17 protein-coding genes are annotated in these 18,156 nt (G+C 70.8%); 12 read left to right on the top strand and 5 right to left on the bottom strand.

From position 1 onward, the window contains the following. Window position 1: 1 nt before the first annotated feature. Window positions 2–1,798, bottom strand: coding sequence for a helix-turn-helix domain-containing protein (locus AB0J40_RS27885; protein ID WP_364458094.1), 1,797 nt, complete (start codon window positions 1,796–1,798; stop codon window positions 2–4). A 137-nt stretch (window positions 1,799–1,935) separates the two neighbouring features. Here AB0J40_RS27885 and AB0J40_RS27890 point away from each other — a divergent pair, with 137 nt between their 5' ends. From AB0J40_RS27890 to AB0J40_RS27935, 10 genes are all read left to right on the top strand, one after another. Then, window positions 1,936–2,175, top strand: coding sequence for a hypothetical protein (locus tag AB0J40_RS27890; protein WP_364458097.1), 240 nt, complete (start codon window positions 1,936–1,938; stop codon window positions 2,173–2,175). A 107-nt stretch (window positions 2,176–2,282) separates the two neighbouring features. Further along, complete coding sequence (locus AB0J40_RS27895) at window positions 2,283–3,935, top strand: methane monooxygenase (protein ID WP_125315353.1); 1,653 nt, start codon at window positions 2,283–2,285, stop codon at window positions 3,933–3,935. A 20-nt stretch (window positions 3,936–3,955) separates the two neighbouring features. Beyond that, complete coding sequence (locus AB0J40_RS27900) at window positions 3,956–4,984, top strand: 2Fe-2S iron-sulfur cluster binding domain-containing protein (RefSeq protein ID WP_364458100.1); 1,029 nt, start codon at window positions 3,956–3,958, stop codon at window positions 4,982–4,984. 8 nt (window positions 4,985–4,992) lie between these two features. Next, window positions 4,993–6,162 carry a toluene hydroxylase gene (locus AB0J40_RS27905; protein WP_364458103.1) on the top strand — a complete coding sequence of 390 codons (1,170 nt, stop codon included), beginning with the start codon at window positions 4,993–4,995 and terminating at the stop codon, window positions 6,160–6,162. After that, entirely contained in the window at window positions 6,159–6,530 is a 372-nt protein-coding gene (gene mimD, locus AB0J40_RS27910; RefSeq protein WP_364458106.1) for a propane 2-monooxygenase effector subunit MimD, read from the top strand. Before AB0J40_RS27905 ends, mimD begins: the two co-directional genes overlap by 4 nt. A 42-nt stretch (window positions 6,531–6,572) precedes the next feature. Continuing rightward, window positions 6,573–7,610: an amidohydrolase family protein gene (locus tag AB0J40_RS27915; protein WP_364458109.1), complete on the top strand. Its 1,038-nt coding sequence runs from the start codon at window positions 6,573–6,575 to the stop codon at window positions 7,608–7,610. Further along, a complete protein-coding gene (locus AB0J40_RS27920; RefSeq protein WP_364458112.1) occupies window positions 7,607–8,302 on the top strand; it encodes an iron-sulfur cluster assembly protein in 696 nt (231 codons plus the stop codon). The genes AB0J40_RS27915 and AB0J40_RS27920 overlap by 4 nt, the downstream gene beginning before the upstream one ends. Next, window positions 8,299–9,324: an NAD(P)-dependent alcohol dehydrogenase gene (locus AB0J40_RS27925; protein ID WP_364458115.1), complete on the top strand. Its 1,026-nt coding sequence runs from the start codon at window positions 8,299–8,301 to the stop codon at window positions 9,322–9,324. The genes AB0J40_RS27920 and AB0J40_RS27925 overlap by 4 nt, the downstream gene beginning before the upstream one ends. 11 nt (window positions 9,325–9,335) lie before the next feature. After that, a complete protein-coding gene (gene groL, locus AB0J40_RS27930) occupies window positions 9,336–11,027 on the top strand; it encodes a chaperonin GroEL (protein ID WP_364458118.1) in 1,692 nt (563 codons plus the stop codon). Window positions 11,028–11,138: 111 nt separating this feature from the next. Then, window positions 11,139–11,327, top strand: a complete 189-nt coding sequence (locus AB0J40_RS27935) for a hypothetical protein (RefSeq protein ID WP_257920466.1) — start codon at window positions 11,139–11,141, stop codon at window positions 11,325–11,327. A gap of 33 nt (window positions 11,328–11,360) precedes the next feature. On the opposite strand, the gene AB0J40_RS27940 is transcribed toward AB0J40_RS27935, so the two are convergent. The 3 genes from AB0J40_RS27940 to rox form a co-directional block, all read right to left on the bottom strand. Further along, window positions 11,361–11,960, bottom strand: a complete 600-nt coding sequence (locus AB0J40_RS27940) for a hypothetical protein (protein ID WP_364458121.1) — start codon at window positions 11,958–11,960, stop codon at window positions 11,361–11,363. A gap of 70 nt (window positions 11,961–12,030) precedes the next feature. Further along, window positions 12,031–14,187, bottom strand: coding sequence for an RNA polymerase recycling motor ATPase HelR (gene helR, locus AB0J40_RS27945; protein ID WP_364458124.1), 2,157 nt, complete (start codon window positions 14,185–14,187; stop codon window positions 12,031–12,033). Window positions 14,188–14,216: 29 nt separating this feature from the next. After that, window positions 14,217–15,644 (bottom strand): rifampin monooxygenase, encoded by a 1,428-nt coding sequence (gene rox / locus AB0J40_RS27950; protein WP_364458127.1) that lies wholly within the window; start codon window positions 15,642–15,644, stop codon window positions 14,217–14,219. A 255-nt stretch (window positions 15,645–15,899) separates the two neighbouring features. Between rox and AB0J40_RS27955 the strand changes: the two genes are divergently transcribed. After that, on the top strand, window positions 15,900–16,553 hold the full coding sequence (locus AB0J40_RS27955; RefSeq protein ID WP_364458130.1) for a GNAT family N-acetyltransferase: 654 nt from the start codon (window positions 15,900–15,902) through the stop codon (window positions 16,551–16,553). Further along, the gene (locus AB0J40_RS27960; protein ID WP_364458512.1) at window positions 16,495–16,986 is read left to right on the top strand and encodes a TetR family transcriptional regulator C-terminal domain-containing protein; all 492 of its coding nucleotides are present in this window, start codon (window positions 16,495–16,497) and stop codon (window positions 16,984–16,986) included. The genes AB0J40_RS27955 and AB0J40_RS27960 overlap by 59 nt, the downstream gene beginning before the upstream one ends. On the opposite strand, the gene AB0J40_RS27965 is transcribed toward AB0J40_RS27960, so the two are convergent. Next, window positions 16,983–18,113, bottom strand: coding sequence for an epoxide hydrolase family protein (locus tag AB0J40_RS27965; RefSeq protein ID WP_364458133.1), 1,131 nt, complete (start codon window positions 18,111–18,113; stop codon window positions 16,983–16,985). The two genes, AB0J40_RS27960 and AB0J40_RS27965, sit on opposite strands and share 4 nt — an antisense overlap. Between the last annotated feature and the right edge of the window lie 43 nt (window positions 18,114–18,156).

Below are 18,156 nucleotides of genomic sequence, written 5' to 3' on the forward strand. Positions count from 1 at the left end.
CCTACCGGGTCGGCGGCACGATCCCGTACTCGTGGATCTTGCGGTAGATCGTCGCCCGGGAGATGCCCAGCAGTTTCGCCGCCCGTACCTTGTTGCCGTCGGCGTCTTCCAGGCACTTCACGATCGCGTCGCGCTCGATCGACTCGAACCGGTTCAGCGGCCGCCGCCCGACGGTGTGGAACTCCGCCGGGAGGTCGCCCGGGCGGATGGTGCCCGCCCGGCGGCGCTGGGCCACCGCGCGCAGCACCTGGTAGAGCTGCCCGGTGTTGCCCGGCCACTCCGCCCGCATCAGCAGGTGCAACGCGGCTGCCGAGCACGTCAGCCGCCCGCCGTAGCCGAGCTTGCTCAGCACCAGCGGGACCAGCTCCGCCAGGTCCTCGACGTGGTGGCGCAACGGCGGCACCCGCACCGTCCGCGGGAACGACTTCAGCAGCTCGGCCAGCGCCGGCTTCGTCTCGGCCTCGGGCACGAGCGTGAGCACCACCCACGGCGCGTCGGCCCGTTCGCGCAGCTCCCGCAACGTCGTGGCCAGCGCGTTCGCCGCCGGCGCCGGCAACCGGTCGGCGTGGCGGACGACCAGCGTGCGGATCGGGGCTTCGGCGTGCTCGCGCAGCAGCGCGGCCCAGTCCACGCCCGCCGCCGCGTCCACGGTCAGCAACCGCGCCGCCGGGTGGTGGCGCTGGTGCAGGCCCTTCACCAGGGTCAGCTTCCCGGTGCCGGCCTCGCCTTCCAGCGCCACCCACTCGTCGCGCTGGTAACCGGTGTCGAGCTCGTGCCCGCAGCGCAGCCACAGCGGCGCCGACCCCACGACACCCGGCAGGTACATCGGCAGCATCGGCGTCGACGGCACCGCCAGTGCTTCTTCGGCCTCGATCAGCTTCACCGACAGCACACCGCCCGCGGTGTCGGTCTCCCGCTGGCCCGGGACGCGGCGGCAGAAGACGCGCACGCGCAGGCCGCTGGAGAGCGCGAGCGTCGCCGACGTCCGGCGCCCGTCGGTGAGCGCGGCGGTGCCGTGGCCCAGCAGCACCGACTGGTCGGCCGGGTCGAGCAGCTGCCGCGCCCGGTCGTTCATCATCACGATGTCCTCGTTGAACGCCAGGACGATGCCCGTCCAGCGGCGGCAGGTCTGCAGGTAGGCCTGGAAGAGGATCATCTCCCGCAGGTCGCTGTGGCGCAGCAGAGCCTGCCGGATCTGCTCGGCCGTGGAGCGGGCCAGCGCGATCAGCAGCCCGCCGGCGTCCTTGTACCAGCAGGTGAGGTCGACGGCGCCGATCTTCTTGCCGGAGATCGGGTGGTGGATCGGCACGCCCGCGCAGGCCAGGTTCTCCAGGTGCTCGGCGTAGTGCTCGTGCCCGAACACCGTGGTCGCGCGGCCGTCCTCGAGCGCGGTGCCGATGCCGTTGGTCCCGACGGACTGCTCGCCGTAGCTGAACCCGGGCACCAGCTCGACGCGTTCGAGGTGCCGCTTGAGGTCGGCGTCGCCGGTCCGCTGGGTGAGCACGACGCCGCTGGCGTCGGTGAGGATCAGGCTGATGGGCTGGCCGTCGAACTGCTCGCCCAGCTTGTGCAGCACCGGCTCGGCGCCGCGCATGAGCGGGATGTCGAGGTTCTGGTCGCCGAAGTAGCGCGGGTCGATCCGGTCGGCTTCCACCCGGAACTCCCGCGAGCGCCGCCACGAGGCCAGGATCGTCTGCCGGACCGTGCCGGGCGGCACCGGTTCGGCCGTCAGGAAACGCACCCGGGTGCGGGCGAGCTCGTCGTCGGCGAGCAGGGTTCCGGGCGCCATCTCGTCCACGTGACCTCCAGCTTCCCGCGGCCCACGTGGGTGCGGGCACACCCGTTGTGCCGCCCGTTCAGCGTAGGCGCGACGCGCGCACGGCGGTGTCTCAAATTGAGACGGTCCGCGGGCCGCGGCGGCAGTGCGATGGAGCCATGGCCGCCGAAACGTACAACCCGTGGACGATCGTCAACCTGGTCTTCACCCACCTGGCCGAACAGGGGCTGCACCCGACGTTCGGCGAGGAGGGCCACCCCGGGGAGCCGGCCGCGGCGCTGCTGCGCGCGCTCGGGATCACCCCGACCGTCGAGGGCGACGCGCGCGTGCGCACGAGCGTCCACAGCGAGCTCGCCGAGCTGCGCGCCCGGATGCTCGGGCCGGACGAAACGCCCTGAGCAGCGGTTCTGTCTCAGATTGAGACCCGCGTCACTCTCGGGCGCCCCTTCAATGGTCAACGCAGGACGTCCGCCCCGACGGCGAGCGACCGACAAGGAGTTGATCCATGAGTCGCCAGAGTGTGGCGAAAGCCCACCAGAAGATCCAGGAACTGTCGTGGGAGCCGGCGTACCACACCCCGGTTTCGCACTACGGGACCGACTACACGTTCCAGAAGGCCAAGAAGAAGGACCCGTTGAAGCAGGTCCTCCGCTCGTACTTCCCGATGCAGGAGGAGAAGGACCACCGGGTCTACGGCGCCGAGGACGGCGCGATCCGCGGCAACATGTTCCGCCAGGTCCAGGAACGCTGGCTGGAGTGGCAGAAGCTGTTCCTGTCGATCATCCCGCTGCCGGAGATCTCGGCCGCGCGGGCGATGCCGCTGCTGTTCCGCACGGTCCCGAACCCGGAACTGCACAACGGCCAGGCGATCCAGATGATCGACGAGGTCCGCCACTCGACGATCCAGCAGAACCTCAAGCGCCTGTACATGCAGAACTACATCGACCCGGCGGGCTTCAACTCGAGCCTGCGCAACTTCCAGAACGACTACTGCGGCACGATCGGCCGCCAGTTCGCCGAAGGCTTCATCACCGGGGACGCCATCACCGCGGCGAGCATCTACCTCACGATCGTCGCCGAAACGGCGTTCACGAACACGCTGTTCGTCGCCATGCCTGCCGAGGCCGCCGCGAACGGCGACTACCTGCTGCCCACCGTCTTCCACTCGGTGCAGTCCGACGAGTCCCGCCACATCAGCAACGGCTACGCGACGCTGCTGATGGCGTTGTCCGACGAAAGCAACCACCAGCTGCTCGAACGCGACCTGCGGTACGCGTGGTGGAACAACCACGCCGTCGTCGACGCCGCGATCGGCACGTTCATCGAGTACGGCACCAAGGACCGCCGCAAGGACCGCGAGAGCTACGCGGAAATGTGGCGCCGCTGGATCTACGACGACTACTACCGCTCCTACCTGGTCCCGCTGGAGAAGTACGGGCTGGTCATCCCGCACGACCTCATCGAAGAAGCCTGGAACCGGATCTGGAACAAGGGCTACGTCCACGAGGTCGCGCAGTTCTTCGCCACCGGGTGGCTCGCCAACTACTGGCGGATCGACCCGATGACCGACGAGGACTTCGAGTGGTTCGAGTACAAGTACCCGGGCTGGTACGACAAGTACGGCAAGTGGTGGGAGAACTACGCCCGCCTCGCGACGCCGAACGGGCACCACCCGATCGTCGCCGAAGACGTCGACTACGTGTACCCGCACCGCTGCTGGACCTGCATGGTGCCGTGCCTCATCCGCGAGGACATGGTGGTCGACCAGGTCGACGGCCAGCACCGGACGTACTGCTCGGAGACCTGCCGCTGGACCGACGCCGAGGCGTTCCGGCCCACCTACCAGGGCCGCAACACCCCGAACATGGGCCAGCTGGTCGGCGCCCGCGAGTGGGAGACGCTCTACCACGGCTGGAACTGGGCCGACGTCGTCTCCGACATGGGCTTCGTCCGCGACGACGGCAAGACCATGGTCGCGCAGCCGCACCTGAACCTGGACCCGAAGAAGATGTGGACGCTCGACCACCTGCGCCGGATGCCCGAGGTGCAGTCGCCGAACGTGCTGCTGAACCAGATGACCGACGAGCAGCGCGCCGCCTTCGTGGCCGACTACAACCGCCAGGGCCCCGCCGGGCGCCCGGCACCGCAGACGGCCTGACGAGACGGGAAGGGCCTGGCATGGCGGAAAAGCACCGCGTCCGGTTCGAGCCGGTCGGGATCGAAATCGACGTCGACGAGGACACCACGATCCTGCGTGCCGCCGCCGAGCAGGGCGTCATGCTCATGCACGGCTGCAAGGAAGGGCAGTGCGCGGCGTGCAAGTCGTTCCTCCTCGACGGCGACGACGTCGAACACGACCGCTATTCGACCTTCGCGCTTCCCGACTACGAAAAGGAGGAAGGCTTCACGCTGCTGTGCCGGGCCCACACCTACGAGGACCTCACGATCGAGCTGCTCAACTACGACGAGGAGATGATCCAGTCCGGGCTGCCGATCCAGGAGGCGACCGTCGAGGTCGTCTCGAACGAGAACGTCACGCACGACCTCCGGCACCTGGTGGTGCGGCTCGACGGCGAACTGAAGTTCTTCCCCGGGCAGTACCTGGACTTCGCGATCCCGGGCACCGAAGAGACGCGGTCGTTCTCGATGGCCAACACCTCCGCGCGCGACGGGCTCCTGGAGTTCGTCATCAAGATCTACCCCGACGGGCTGTTCTCCCGGTTCCTCGACACGCGGGTCGCGGTCGGGGACCGGCTCCGGGTGACCGGCCCGTTCGGGGTGTTCACCCTCCGGGACAACCCCGGGGCCGACCTCGTCTTCGTCGGCGGCGGTGCCGGGATGGCGCCCATCCTGGCACTGCTGCGGTCCATGGCCGAGCGCGGCCTCGACCGGAAGGCGGTCTTCTACTACGGCGCCCGCCGCCGCCACGACCTCTGCTTCGAGGCGGAACTGCGGGCGCTCGAGGAGAAACTGCCGAACTTCCGTTACGTACCAGCGCTTTCCGAGCCGGGTGACGACGGCTGGGACGGCGAGACCGGCCTGATCACCGACGTCCTGCGCCGGGCCGGCCTCGACCTGACCGGTGCCGACGCCTACGTGTGCGGGCCGCCGCCGATGGTGGAAGCCGCGCTGGAACTGCTGCCCGCGCTCGGCGTCGCCGGCAAGCGCGTCTTCTACGACAAGTTCACCACCACGGGCGAAGGGTAAGGAAACCCATGACAGCCACCCAAGAACGCAGCGTACCGAAGCCGACGTTCACCGACGCGGAAGCGGGCGCGAAGGTCTTCCCCGACTCCACCGCCCGCCAGTACAACTACTTCACCCCGGCCAAGCGCAAGCAGAGCCACTACGAAGACGTGACCGTCGAGGTGCAGCCCGACCCGCGGCACTACCTGTCGCAGGGCTGGCTCTACGCCTTCGCCGACGGCAAGGGCGGCTACCCGCTGGAGTGGACCGCGCTGAAGGCGTGGGGCTCCGACCGGCCGCTGCCCGAGCGCGGCCCGGGCTCCGGCGGCAAGGGCTACGACTGGCCGGCCCACGGCTGGCACGAGTTCCGCGACCCCAACGAGGAGTGGGAGCTCACCCTCTACCGGTACAACGCGAACGTCGTGCGCCAGCTCAACCAGAACATCGACGCCGCGCGCCAGGCCAAGGCGTTCGAGCAGTGGAACCGCAACTGGGTCGACTTCGTGGCCAAGCACGTCGGGGCGTGGATGCACGTCGACCACGGGCTCGGCCTGTACTTGTTCGCCAACGCCAACCGCCGGGCCCCGACGAACATGCACAACAACGCGATCTCGGTGAACAGCATGCACCGGATCCGCGCGGCCCAGGACCTGGCGCTGTACAACCTGACGCTGACCGAGGAGATCGAGGGCTTCGACGGCACCGCCCACCTCTCGACCTGGAACGAGGACCCGGCCTGGCAGGGCGTGCGGGAGACCGCCGAGCAGCTGACCGGGATCTGGGACTGGGGCGAGGCGATCTTCGCCGCCAACATCGTCTTCGAGCCGCTCGTCGGCGAGCTGTTCCGCAGCAACCTGGTGCAGCAGGCCGCGCCGGCCAACGGCGACTTCGTCACCCCGACGCTGATCGGCGCGGAGGAGTTCGACTTCTCCGAACGCGACCTCCGCTACACGAAGCCGCTGTTCGACCTGCTGATCAACGACAAGGAGTTCGCCGACCACAACCGCGGGCTGCTGCAGAAGTGGCTCCAGGACTGGGTGCCGAGGAGCATCGCCGCCGCCCGGGCGCTGCAGCCGCTGTGGTCGCAGCCCGACGCCAAGCCGATCCGGTTCGAGGACGGCCTCGACCGCGTGAAGAGCCGGTTCGCCGGAATCCTGTCCGAATTGGGCCTCAAGGCACCCGAGGAGCTGGGCCAGTGACTGTCTTCAAAACCGCGGAAAGCCCGTTCAAGGCGGACAACACCGCGTCCAACATGTGCGGTTTCACCCTGATGAACAACCAGGTCGGCGCGATCGTCGCGGAGGTGATGGGGGCGAAGGACAACGTCACCATCACGCCGCTGCCGTCGATGATCCGGGTCGACGCGGTCGGCCGCATGGACGTCGTCTACGCCGAGGTCGACGAAGCCGCCGGCGAGGAAGAAGGCTGGTTCAACGCGGCGGAGTTCGAGGAGAGCATGTCCACCCACTACGGGCGGATGATCCACGAGGACGACCGCACGATCATGTTCGCCAACCCCGAGGACGCGGCCGAGTACCTCGACTTCGACCTCAAGCCGCTCAAGTAACCCCAGCACGGAAGCACTCGATCCGCTCAGGAAGGATCAGCGATGTACGAAAAAGACGGCGAAAAGTATTTCGTGGTGGACGCCCACACCCACTTCTGGGACGCGAGCCCGGACAACTGGGTGCCGGGGCAGGAGGAATACGCCAAGGGCTGGATCGAGTGCTTCCACGCCTACCAGGGGCTCGGCCCGAAGGAGACCCACTGGCCGATCGACCGGTTCCAGAAGTACTCCGAGGAGCTGATGATGCACGACCTGTTCGAGGTCGGGCACGTCGACACGGCCATCTTCCAGCCGACCAACCTGCGGCAGTGGTACAAGAACGGGTTCAACACGACCGAGGCCGACGCCGCCCTGGCCGAGAAGCACCCGGGCAGGTTCCTCGTGAACACGACCTTCGACCCGCGTGAAGGCGACGAGGGCATGAAGGCGTTCGAGGACCGGGTCAAGCGGTACGGCTGCAAGGGCGTCAAGCTCTACACGGCCGAGTGGCGCGGGGACTCCCGCGGCTGGAGCCTGAAGGACCCGGAAGCCGCGCGCTACCTGGAGAAGTGCGAGGAACTCGGCGTCAAGAACATCCACATCCACAAGGGACCGACGATCTGGCCCCTCGACAAGGACGCCTTCGACGTGTCCGATGTGGACCACGTGGCGACGAACTTCCAGGGCCTCAACTTCATCGTCGAGCACGTCGGCCTGCCGCGCATCGAGGACTTCTGCTTCATGGCCACCCAGGAGCGCAACGTCTACGCGGGGCTGGCCGTCGTGGTCGGCGGGCTGATGCACGCCCGGCCGAAGTTCTTCGCGAAGGTCATGGGCGAGCTGATGTTCTGGCTCGGCGAGGACAAGCTGATCTTCGGGGCGGACTACGCCATCTGGGAGCCCAAGTGGCAGGTCGAGGGCTTCGTCGACTGGAACATGCCGGGTGACGAGGAGCTGTCGGACTTCGCGCCGCTGACGGTCGACCAGAAGAAGAAGATCCTCGGGCTGAACGCCGCGCGGCTCTACGACATCGACGTGCCGGCGGAGCTGAAGCTCGCGGACCCGAAGTCGGTCGAGCCGGTCGGCGTGCCGAACTCATGACCACCCTGGTGCTCGGTGCCCGCGCCGCCGTGTGGGCGGCGCTGGGCACCGTCCGCGATCCGGAACTGGACGAACCCCTCACCGACCTCGGGTTCGTCGCCCGCTGCGAGGTGGACGACGAGGGCCACGCCGTCATCCGGCTGCGGCTGCCGACGTACTTCTGCGCGCCCAACTTCGCGTTCCTGATGGTGGCCGACGCCTACGACGCCGTGGCCGGCGTGCCGGGCCTGACCGGGCTCGACATCAAGCTGGAGGACCACTTCGCGGCCGACGTCATCAACCGCGGGGTCGCGGCGCGGCAGGGGTTCGTCGCGTCGTTCGAGGGCGAGGCCGCCGACGAGCTGGACACGCTGCGGTACGACTTCGTCCGCAAGGCCGTCCTGGCCGGCACCGACCGCGTCTGCCGGTCCCTCGGCCGGGACCCGCGAGCACTGACGCTCGGCGACGCCCCGCCGAGCCCGGACCTCGACCGGCTCCGCGCCCGGCGCCGTGAGCTGGGCCTGCCCGCCGAGGACGGCGACCCGCTGCTGCTCGACCCGGCCACCGGGCGGGCGGTGGACCCGGCCGACGCGAAGCGCCACCTGGCCTTCGCCCGGCTGACCCGCACGAGCATGGAGGCCAACTCCGGCGTGTGCCGCGGCATGCTGCGCGCGCGGTACGCGCTGACCGAAGACGAGGAGGGCACGGGATGAAGGCCGTGCGGCTGCAGAAGTACCACGAGCAACCGGTGATCGAAGAGGTGCCGGAGCCGCGCGCCACCGGGCCCTTCGACGTCGTGGTCAAGATCGGCGGCGCCGGCGTGTGCCGCACCGACCTGCACATCATCGAGGAGCAGTGGGCCGAGAAGTCCGGTGTCGCGCTGCCGTACACGATCGGGCACGAGAACGCCGGCTGGGTGCACGAGGTCGGCCCCGCGGTGTCCAACGTGGCGGTCGGCGACACGGTCATCCTGCACCCGACGCCGACGTGCGGGCTGTGCCACGCCTGCCGCGCGGGCGACGACATGCACTGCCCGAACGGCAGCTTCCCGGGCATCGACTCCGACGGCGGGATGGCGGAGTACCTGCTGACGTCGGCGCGGGCGTGCATCAAGCTCGACCCGGCGACCCAGCCGTCCGACGTGGCCGCGTTGGCCGACGCGGGCATCACCGCCTACCACGCGGTGCGCAAGGCCGTCCCGCACCTGTACCCGGGCACCACCTGCGTCGTCAACGGCGCCGGCGGCCTCGGGCACATCGGCATCCAGTCGCTGAAGGCGCTGACCGCGACCCGCGTGATCGTGGTCGACCGCAACGCCGACGCCCTCGAACTGGCGGCCACCCTCGGCGCCGACGAGACCGTGCTGGCCGACGGCAAGCAGGTCGACGCGGTGCTCGACCTGACCGGCGGCGACGGCGCGGAGGTCGTGCTCGACTTCGTCGCCGAGCAGGGCGCCCAGCAGGACGCGTTCGCGATGACCCGGCGCGCCGGGTCGCACTTCGTGATCGGCTACGGCAGCAACATCGACATCCCGACGATCGACATCATCTCCACCGAGCGCAACGTCATCGGCAACCTGGTCGGCACCTACAACGACCTGGCCGAGCTGATGGTGCTGGCCCAGGCCGGGAAGGTCACGCTCCACACGAAGAAGTACCCGCTGGACGCGGCTCTCGACGCACTGGCCGACCTCGATGCCGGTCGCGTGCGCGGTCGGGCCATCCTCACCCCCTAGGAGCAGCGAACATGGCGAAGGAACTGCGGTTCGGCTCGGACGCCCGCGACCTGCTGCTGGCGGGTGTGGACAAGCTGGCCGAAGCGGTCAAGTCCACGTTGGGCCCGAAGGGCCGCAACGTGATCATCGAGAAGATCACCGGCTCGCCGGTGGTCACCAACGACGGGGTCACCATCGCGCGCGAGATCCACCTGAAGAACCAGTTCGAGAACATGGGCGCGCAGCTGGTCAAGGAAGCGGCGATCAAGACCAACGACGTCGTCGGCGACGGCACCACCACCGCCACCGTGCTCGCCCAGGCGATCGTCCGCGAAGGCATGCGGGCGATCTCCGCCGGCGGGAACCCGGTGCTGGTCAAGCGCGGCATCGACCACGCCGTCGGGCTGCTGGTGGCCCACCTGGAAAAGCAGGCGCACCCGGTCGTGTCCGAACAGGACTACGCGCGGGTGGCGGCGATCTCCGCCAACGACGACGACGCCGTCGGCGCGGTCATCGCCAAGGCCCTGCACACCGTCGGCGACGGCGGCGTGGTGACGGTCGAAGAGTCGCCGTCGATCGGGATGAGCGTCGAGTTCGTCGAAGGGTTCGAGTTCGACAACGGCTACCTCTCGCCGTACCTGGTCACCGACCCGGGCCGGCTGGAGGCGGTGCTCGACGACCCCTACATCCTGATGTGCGCGGAGAAGATCACCAAGGTGCAGCAGCTGATGCCGTTGCTGGACAAGGTGATGCGCGCGCCCCGGCCGCTCGTGGTGATCGGCGAGACGGTCGAGGGCACGGCGCTGTCCATGCTGGTGCACAACCACATGAACGGCACGTTCCAGTCGGTCGCGGTCCGCGCGCCCGGCTTCGGCGACCGGCGGCTGCACAAGCTGGAGGACCTCGCCGCGATCGTCGGCGGCGCGGTGCTCTCGCGGCAGTCCGGGTTCACGATGGAGACGATGACCCTGGAGCACCTCGGCCGGGCCAAGCAGGTCCGGGTCACCGAGAACCGCACGACGATCGTCGGCGGCGCGGGATCGTCGGACGCGGTGGAGTTCCGGGTGGGCCAGCTGCGAGCCGAGCTGGAGCGCGCGCAGTTCGGCGTCGACGAGGACGTCCTGACCGAGCGGATCGGCGCGCTGACCGGCAAGGTCGCGGTGGTGCGCGTCGGCGCGGCCACGCCGGCGGAGCTGAAGGAACTGCAGCACCGGGTCGAGGACGCGCTGTCGGCGACCCGGGCGGCGATGGCCGAGGGCATCGTGGCCGGCGGGGGAGCGGCGCTCCTGCACGCGGAGAAAGCGCTGGAAGGCCTCGGCTTGGAAGGTGATCAGGCGATCGGCGTCGAGATCGTCCGGCGCGCCTTGGCCGAACCGGCGTTCCTCATCGCGCACAACGCGGGCCACCCCGCCCACGAGATCGTCGCGCGGACCAGGGAGCTGGGCGACGACGAGGGCTTCGACGCCCTGCACGACCGCTACGGCGACATGATCGCGCTCGGCGTGGTCGACCCGCTGCGGGTGTGCCGGTCGGCGGTGCAGAACGGGGCGTCGGTGGCGGGCCTGCTGCTGACGACGAACTCGCTGATCGCCGAGGAGCAGACCCCGTGGGGCGGCAGCCCGGCGCTGATGACGGAGTTCGGGCCCCTTGACGAAGGGCTGCACCAGCCGTCGCCCGACGCGAGCACCCCGCAGTCGCTCGGGATGGGCCCCTCCGTGGGCTGAGCAACGCCCGCGTCCACGGGGAACGGAGGTCCCCTCACCGGCGTCCTGAGCCCCGGTGAGGGGACCTTCGCCATCGTGCGCCCGGCCCGGCGGCCTGCCATCCTGGTGATCATGACGCACTACGTTCTCGCGCAGACGCTGGCGACGGTCGGGGAGTTCGAGGCGAAGGGCTTCCTGGGTACCGTGGGCAAGATCGCCGCGGCGACGGTGATCTTCTTCATCGCGATCGGCCTGGTCGTGGGGCTGCTGCTGGGGTTCTTCATCGGCCGCTCGGTCGGCCGCCGCCAGGGCCCGCGCTGAGAACGTCGGCGCTGAGAACGTCGGCTCGGCGGCTCAGGGCACCAGGCCGTGGCGGGCCAGTTCGTGGCCGGCCAGCTGGGCGATGACGTCCCGGTCCCGCTCCCGCCACCCCGTCGCGACCTCGCCGACCGCCGCCAGCCGCCGCGGCGGCTGGGTCGTCAACGCCCGCAGCGCCAGCAGGTCCAGTCCCTCGTCCCCGAGCGCGCGCAACCGGGCGGCCGCCGACGCGCGGCGCGTGAACTGCCAGCGCAGCGGCAGCCACGTCGCCGCCAGCGTCACCACCGGCAGCGCGATGACGATCGCCGCCAGCCACCACGCGAGGCTCTCCACGGCTTCGATCTGCCAGTGGCCCGCGTTCACCAGCTTGGTGCCGGCATCCGAACCGCCGTGCAGGGCCTTCGCCAGCGCGTCGCCGACGAGCGGGAGCCCGCCCGCCGAGCCCGCCGCCGAATCGAACGTCCCCCGCAGCCCGGTGCCCGCGTCGACGAGCCCGTCACCGGGGGCGCGCAGCTTCAGCACCTCGTCGTGCACCGACGTCCCCAGCCAGACCGCGAAGATCACGAGCAGCAGGGCGAGCAGGTCGCTGACGAGCTGGGCGGTGCGGCGGATCGGCCGTTCGGCGTAGAACTGCATCGGAACGCCTTTCGCGTGGGGGAGCGCGGGCGCGGGCAACGTACCCGCGCTCCCCGCCACCGAACCGTGGCTAGCTCCGCACCACCTCCGCGAGCCCGCTCAGCGCCGCGGGCAGCGGCCCTTCGTGCAGCACCCCCAGCCGTTGCGTCGCGCGGGTCAACGCCACGTACAGGTCCGCCGCGCTGTCGGCCAGGATCGCCGCCGGTTCCACCACCAGCACCGCGTCGAACTCCAGGCCCTTCGTCTCCGACGCGAGCACCGCGCCCGGCACCCCCGGCGGCCCGATCACCACGCTCGTCCCGGGACGCCCGGCCTCCTCGCGGACGAACTCCTCGATCGCCGAGGGCAGCTCGTCCGCGGTCACCCGCCGGGACCACGGCGGCACCCCGCAGGCGCGGACCGACTCCGGCGGCCGCACGTCGGGCGCGAAGTCCGCCAGCACCGCCGCCGCGACCGCCATGATCTCCGCCGGCGTGCGGTAGTTGACCGTCAGCGACCGGTACACCCAGCGGTCGGCCACGTACGGCGCCAGCATCGCGCCCCACGACCGCGCGCCCGCCGCCGAACGGCGCTGGGCCAGGTCGCCCACCACCGTGAACGACCGGCCGGGGCACCGCCGCATCAGCACCCGCCAGTCCATTTCGGACAGTTCCTGGGCCTCGTCGACGACGACGTGCCGGTACGTCCAGTCCCGGTCCGCGGACGCCCGCTCGACCAGCGTGCGCGTGTCGGCCTCGACGAACCGCTCGGCCAGGTCCTCGGCGTAGAGGAGGTTTTCGGCCGACAGCATGACGTCCTCGTCCATCTCCTCGCGGTCGAGCTTCATCGTCTGGAAGACGCCCTCGGCGTATTCGGCCTCGGCCCGCCGCCGTCGCGCCTCGGCCGCGGCGGCCGTCTTCTCCGCCGTCTTGTCCCGGCCCAGCAGGTCGACCAGCTCGTCGAGCAGCGGGACGTCCGGCACCGTCCAGGCGTCGCCCTGGGCGCGGAACAGCGGCGAATCCGCGGGGGCCGAGGTGTACCACGAGGACAGCAGCTCTTCCGGCGTCAGGATCGGCCACAGCGCGTCGATCGCCGCGACGAACTTCGCGTCGCCGGCCAGGTCCTGCAGCAGCCCCTTCCGCATGCTCTCCCACTCGTCCTTGTCGTCGCGGCTGAGCCAGCCGCGGCCGATCCGGCCGATCGCGCGTTCGGTGAGCACGTACGTGACGATGTCGGTGAACACCGCCCGGGCCTCGTTGTGCGGCAGCCCGCTGTCGCGCGCCTCCTGCCGGGCCCACTCCGCGGTCTCGGCGTCGATCCGCACGGTGACGTCCTTGAGCACGATCGGCACCGGTTCCGCCGGCAGCCGCTGCCGGTCGGCGACCGCCGCCTTCAGCAGGTCGAGGATCTCCAGGGAACCCTTGAGCCGCGCGGCTTCCGGGGTGTCCTCGGCGGTGACGTGCAGGCCGGGGACGAGGTCGCCGGTGGTCGTGAACACGACGTCGGTCTCGCCCAGCGACGGCAGGACGCGGCCGATGTGGTTCAGGAACGCCGGGTTCGGCCCGACGACGAGCGCGCCGTGGCGTTCCATCCGCTCCCGCTGCGTGTACAGCAGGTACGCGACGCGGTGCAGTGCCACGACCGTCTTGCCGGTGCCCGGGCCGCCCTCGATCACCAGCACGCCCGGGTGGTCGAGCCGGATGATCTCGTCCTGCTCGGCCTGGATCGTCGCGACGATGTCGCGCATGCCCTCGCCGCGCGGCGCGTTGACCGCCGCGAGCAGCGCCGCGTCCCCTTGCGCGTCCCCGCCGGGGCGGCCGAGGTCCTCGTCGGTGAAGCCGAGGACCCGGCGCCCGCGCGTGTGGAACTGGCGGCGTCGGCGCATGCCCTCCGGGTTCGCGCCGGTGGCGGTGTAGAACGGGCGTGCCGCGGGCGCCCGCCAGTCGAGCAGCACCGGCCGGTACTCGTCGTCCTCGTCGAACAAGCCGACGCGCCCGATGTAGGTCCGCTCGCCCGAGACGGCGTCCAGCCGCCCGAAGCAGAGCCCGTTGTCGACGACGTCCAGCCGCTTCACCTGCCGGCCGAGCGCGCGGACGCTGACGTCCCGTTCCATGGCGCCGGCGCCGGTGCCGCCCAGGGCGGCCTCGTACTCGGCCTTGACCCGCGCGCGCTCGGCGTCGAGCCGCGCGTACAGCCCGGCGACGTGGTCGCGTTCGGACCGCAGTTCTTCTTCGTACCCCTGTGTCACATTCCCTCTTCGTTGTCCCGCGACGGCTTTCAGGCGGTGGGCGTGCCGAACCACTTCCGCAGCGCGGCCGGCAGCCGGTCCTCGTCGTCGCCGGCCCAGACGACGTGGCCGTCCGGGCGCAGCAGCACCGCCGGCACGTCCAGTTCCTCGCTGACGTCGACGACGTGGTCGACGCGGTCCGCCCAGCCCGCCGCCGAAAGCCGGCCGGTCTGGTCGAGCAGCAGCCCGCGGCCGGCGTGCATCAGCCCGTAGAGCCGGCCCTGCTTCAGTTCGACGTCCCGCAGCCGCCGGCCCAGCAGCGCGGGTCCTTCGCCGAAGTCGTAGCGGATGTTCACCGCGATGATCTTCTCGGTGAGGTACCGGTTGACCTCCTCGAAGTCCATCAGCTCGGTCAGCAGCCGCCGGACGGCCCGCGGGCCGGGTTCGAGCAGGAGCAGCTCCATCTGGGCGCGGGTGTTGTTGAGCACCTCTTCGGCCACCGGGTGCCGCTCGGCTTCGTAGGTGTCCAGCAGCCCCTCCGGCGCCCACCCGTTCACCTCGGCCGCCAGCTTCCAGCCCAGGTTGAACGCGTCCTGGACGCCCAGGTTGAGCCCCTGCCCGCCGACCGGCGGGTGGACGTGCGCCGCGTCGCCCGCCAGCAGCACCCGGCCCACCCGGTAGCGCTCCGCCTGCCGGGTCGCGTCGCCGAAGCGCGAGAGCCAGCGCGGCGAGTGGACCCCGAAGTCGGTCCCGGCGGTCTTGACCAGCTGCTCCTTCAACTCGGCCAGAGTCGGCGGGGTCCGGCGGTCCTCGGCGACGTCCCCGGCGGGGACGCCGACCCGGTACGTGCCGCCTTCCACCGGCATGAACCCGAACCGCTTCTCGGTCTTGCGGACCTCGATGTTCGCGGTGTCGATCTCCTCCCGCGAGACGCCGACCTCCACCTCGCCGAGCAGCGTGTCGTTCCGGCTCGGCTCACCGGGGAACCCGACGCCGAGCAGCTTGCGGACGGTGCTGCGGCCGCCGTCGCAGCCGACGAGGAACCGCCCCCGCTCCCGCGTGCCGCCGGCCAGCTCCACTGTCACGCCGTCGTCGTCCTGGCTCAGCCCGGTCACCTCGTGGCCGCGCCGGATCTCGGCACCCAGCTCGAGCGCGTGCTCGGTCAGCAGGCGGTCGATGACCGGCTGGTGGATGCCGAGCGTGTACCCGTGGGCCGTGTCCAGCTTGTCCGGCGACGGCTTCGGAATACCGGCGAAGAAACCCCCGACCGGGTACTTCGTGCCCAGCTCCAGGAACCGCTCCAGCAGCCCCCGCTGGTCCATCACCTCGATGCTGCGCGCGTGCAGGCCGAGTGAGCGGACGACCTTCGTCGGCTCCGCGTCCCGCTCGAGCACCAGCACGCCGACGCCGTGCAGCCGCAGCTCCGCCGCCAGCATCACGCCGGTCGGCCCGCCGCCGGCGATGATCACGTCGAACAAAAAGACCCCCTTGGATCACCCGCATTTGCGCAGGTTGTGGCAACGGCTGAGAATTGTGCGGCACAACGGGGGTCTTGCCGCAAGCCCGGGGGTGCGCTATACGTTAAACATGGAGGGGAGTGGTTTTCCTCCCTCCGGTCTCCGGGACGTCTTCCCAGATCCAGCCCTTCGTACCAGGTTCCGGATCGCCGCGTCCGGCCGGATTATGACGGCGGTCATAGTGTGCTTCGCGTCGCACTGTGCTCTCATGGAGTCATGACAGCTGTCATAGAGATCCGGGAGCTGGGTGACCACCCGGCGGACCGGGGCCGCGTCGCCGCGCTCGTCGCGGCCTGCTCGCCGGAGAGCCTCCGGCTGCGGTTCCTGATGGGCGGCCCGGCGGTGCCCGCCGAGGTCTTCCGGCGCTACGGGCGCTTCCTGCTCGCCGGGACGCCCGCGCTGCTGGCGAGCCGGGACGGCGTGCCCGTGGGGCTGCTCAACTTCGTCGCGGAGAACCCGGGCGAGGCCGAGATCGGGATCCTCGTCGCCGATCCCTGGCAGCGGCAGGGGATCGGCAGCGCGCTCACCCGGTGGCTCTGGGCGTCCGGGCGGTGGCCCGGCTGGACCGTGCGGGCCACGGTGCGCGCCGACAACGCCGGCGCCGAGGCTTTGCTGCTGCGCCAGGGGTTCCGGCCAGTGCCGTCGTACGAACGAGGCGAGCGGGACTTCGCCCTCGTGGTCCCGGACTGGGCTACCATGACGGACGTCATGAAGGAGGCGGCGGATGACGCGGACACCCCGCGAGCGGATGGTGCTGAGCGCCGCGCAGCTGGTGCGGATCCACGGCGTCGGGGCGACCGGCATGCGGGACGTGGTCGCGCACGCCGAGGCGCCGCGGGGCTCCCTGCAGCACTACTTCCCGGGCGGTAAGGACCAGCTGATCGCCGAAGCGGTCGCGTGGGCGGGGGACTACGCGGCCCGGCGCGTCGCGCGCATCGCCGCGAAGATCGAGGACCCGACGCCGGGCAAGCTCTTCGAAGCGATGGCCGCGCAGTGGCGCGACGAGTTCACCGCGCAGGGGTTCGACGGGGGCTGCCCGCTGGTCGCGACGGTCGCCGACACCGCGGCGACCAGCGAGAGCCTGCGCGAAGCCGTCGGCAAGGCGTTCGAGGGCTGGCAGCGCCCGGTCGCTTCGGCGCTGCGGGAACTCGGGGTGCCCGCGCCCCGCAGCACGTCACTGGCGGTGCTGATGCTCAGCGCGCTGGAGGGCGCGATCGTCCTGGCGCGGGCGCACCAGGACGTCGCCCCGCTCGACACGGTGGTCGAGGAGCTGCGGCCGCTGCTCGACGGCGCCGCGGCCTAGCGACCGCGGAAGAACTCCCGGATGTCCTCGACCAGGACTTCGGGTGCCTGCAGGGACGCGAAGTGCCCGCCGGTGTCGTACTCCGTCCAGCGCGTGATCGTGTTCGACAACGCCGCGAGGCCGCGGATCGCGTGGTCGCCGCGGAAGTTCGCCACCGCCGTCGGCACACCCGACGGCGCCGGCCGCTCGCCCCAGCCGTCCTGGCCCGCCTCCAGGTAGAGGCGCGCGGCCGAGCCGGCGGTGCCGGTGAGCCAGAAGATCGTCACGTTCGTCAGGATCGCGTCGCGGTCCACCGGCGTCTGGGTCGTCGCCGTCGGGTCCCAGTCGACGAACCACTCGAGGTTCCAGGCCAGCTGGCCGGCGGGGGAGTCGTTGAGCGCGTAGGCGAGCGTCTGCGGCCGGGTGGCCATCTGGGTGGCGTAGCCGGAATGGCCGTACCACCAGGCCTTGTTCTCCTCCGCCCGCTTCCGGTCCTCTTCGGACAGCCGGTCGAGGTCACCGGGCGCGGTCGGGACCCCGGCGTTGGCGACGGCGTTGACGTGCACGCCGAGCACCGCCTCGGGCGCGGTCCGGCCCAGCTCGGGCGAGACGATGCTGCCGAAGTCGCCGCCCTGCGCGCCGTAGCGCGCGTAGCCGAGCCGGCGCATCAGCTCGGCCCACGCCCGGGCCGTCCGGCGGGTGTTCCAGCCGCGGTCGGTCGTCGGACCGGAGAAGGCGAAGCCGGGGACGGAGGGCGCGACGACGTGGAAGGCGTCGGCCGGGTCGCCGCCGTGGGCGCGAGGGTCGGTGAGCGGGCCCGCTATGCCGGCGAAGTCGGCGACGGTGCTCGGCCAGCCGTGCGTGAGGATCAGCGGCGTGGCGTCCGGTTCGGGGGAGCGGACGTGCAGGAAGTGCACGCGCTGGCCGTCGATGGTGGTGGTGAACTGCGGGAAGGCGTTGAGGCGGGCTTCGTGCGCGCGCCAGTCGTAGCCCGTCTGCCAGTAGTCGACGAGCTCGGCGAGGTAGGGCTCGCTGACGCCGTAGTCCCAGCCGGCGCCGGGCAGTTCGCCCGGCCACCGGGTGCGCGCGAGCCGGTGGTGCAGCTCGTCGAGGTCGGCCTGCGGGATGGCGATGCGGAAGGGATCCATGGGGGCCACGCTTCCGTCTTTCTAGGACAGGATCGGTCCTAGA

This window comes from Amycolatopsis sp. NPDC049691, assembly GCF_040675005.1.
Taxonomy (GTDB): Bacteria; Actinomycetota; Actinomycetes; order Mycobacteriales; family Pseudonocardiaceae; genus Amycolatopsis.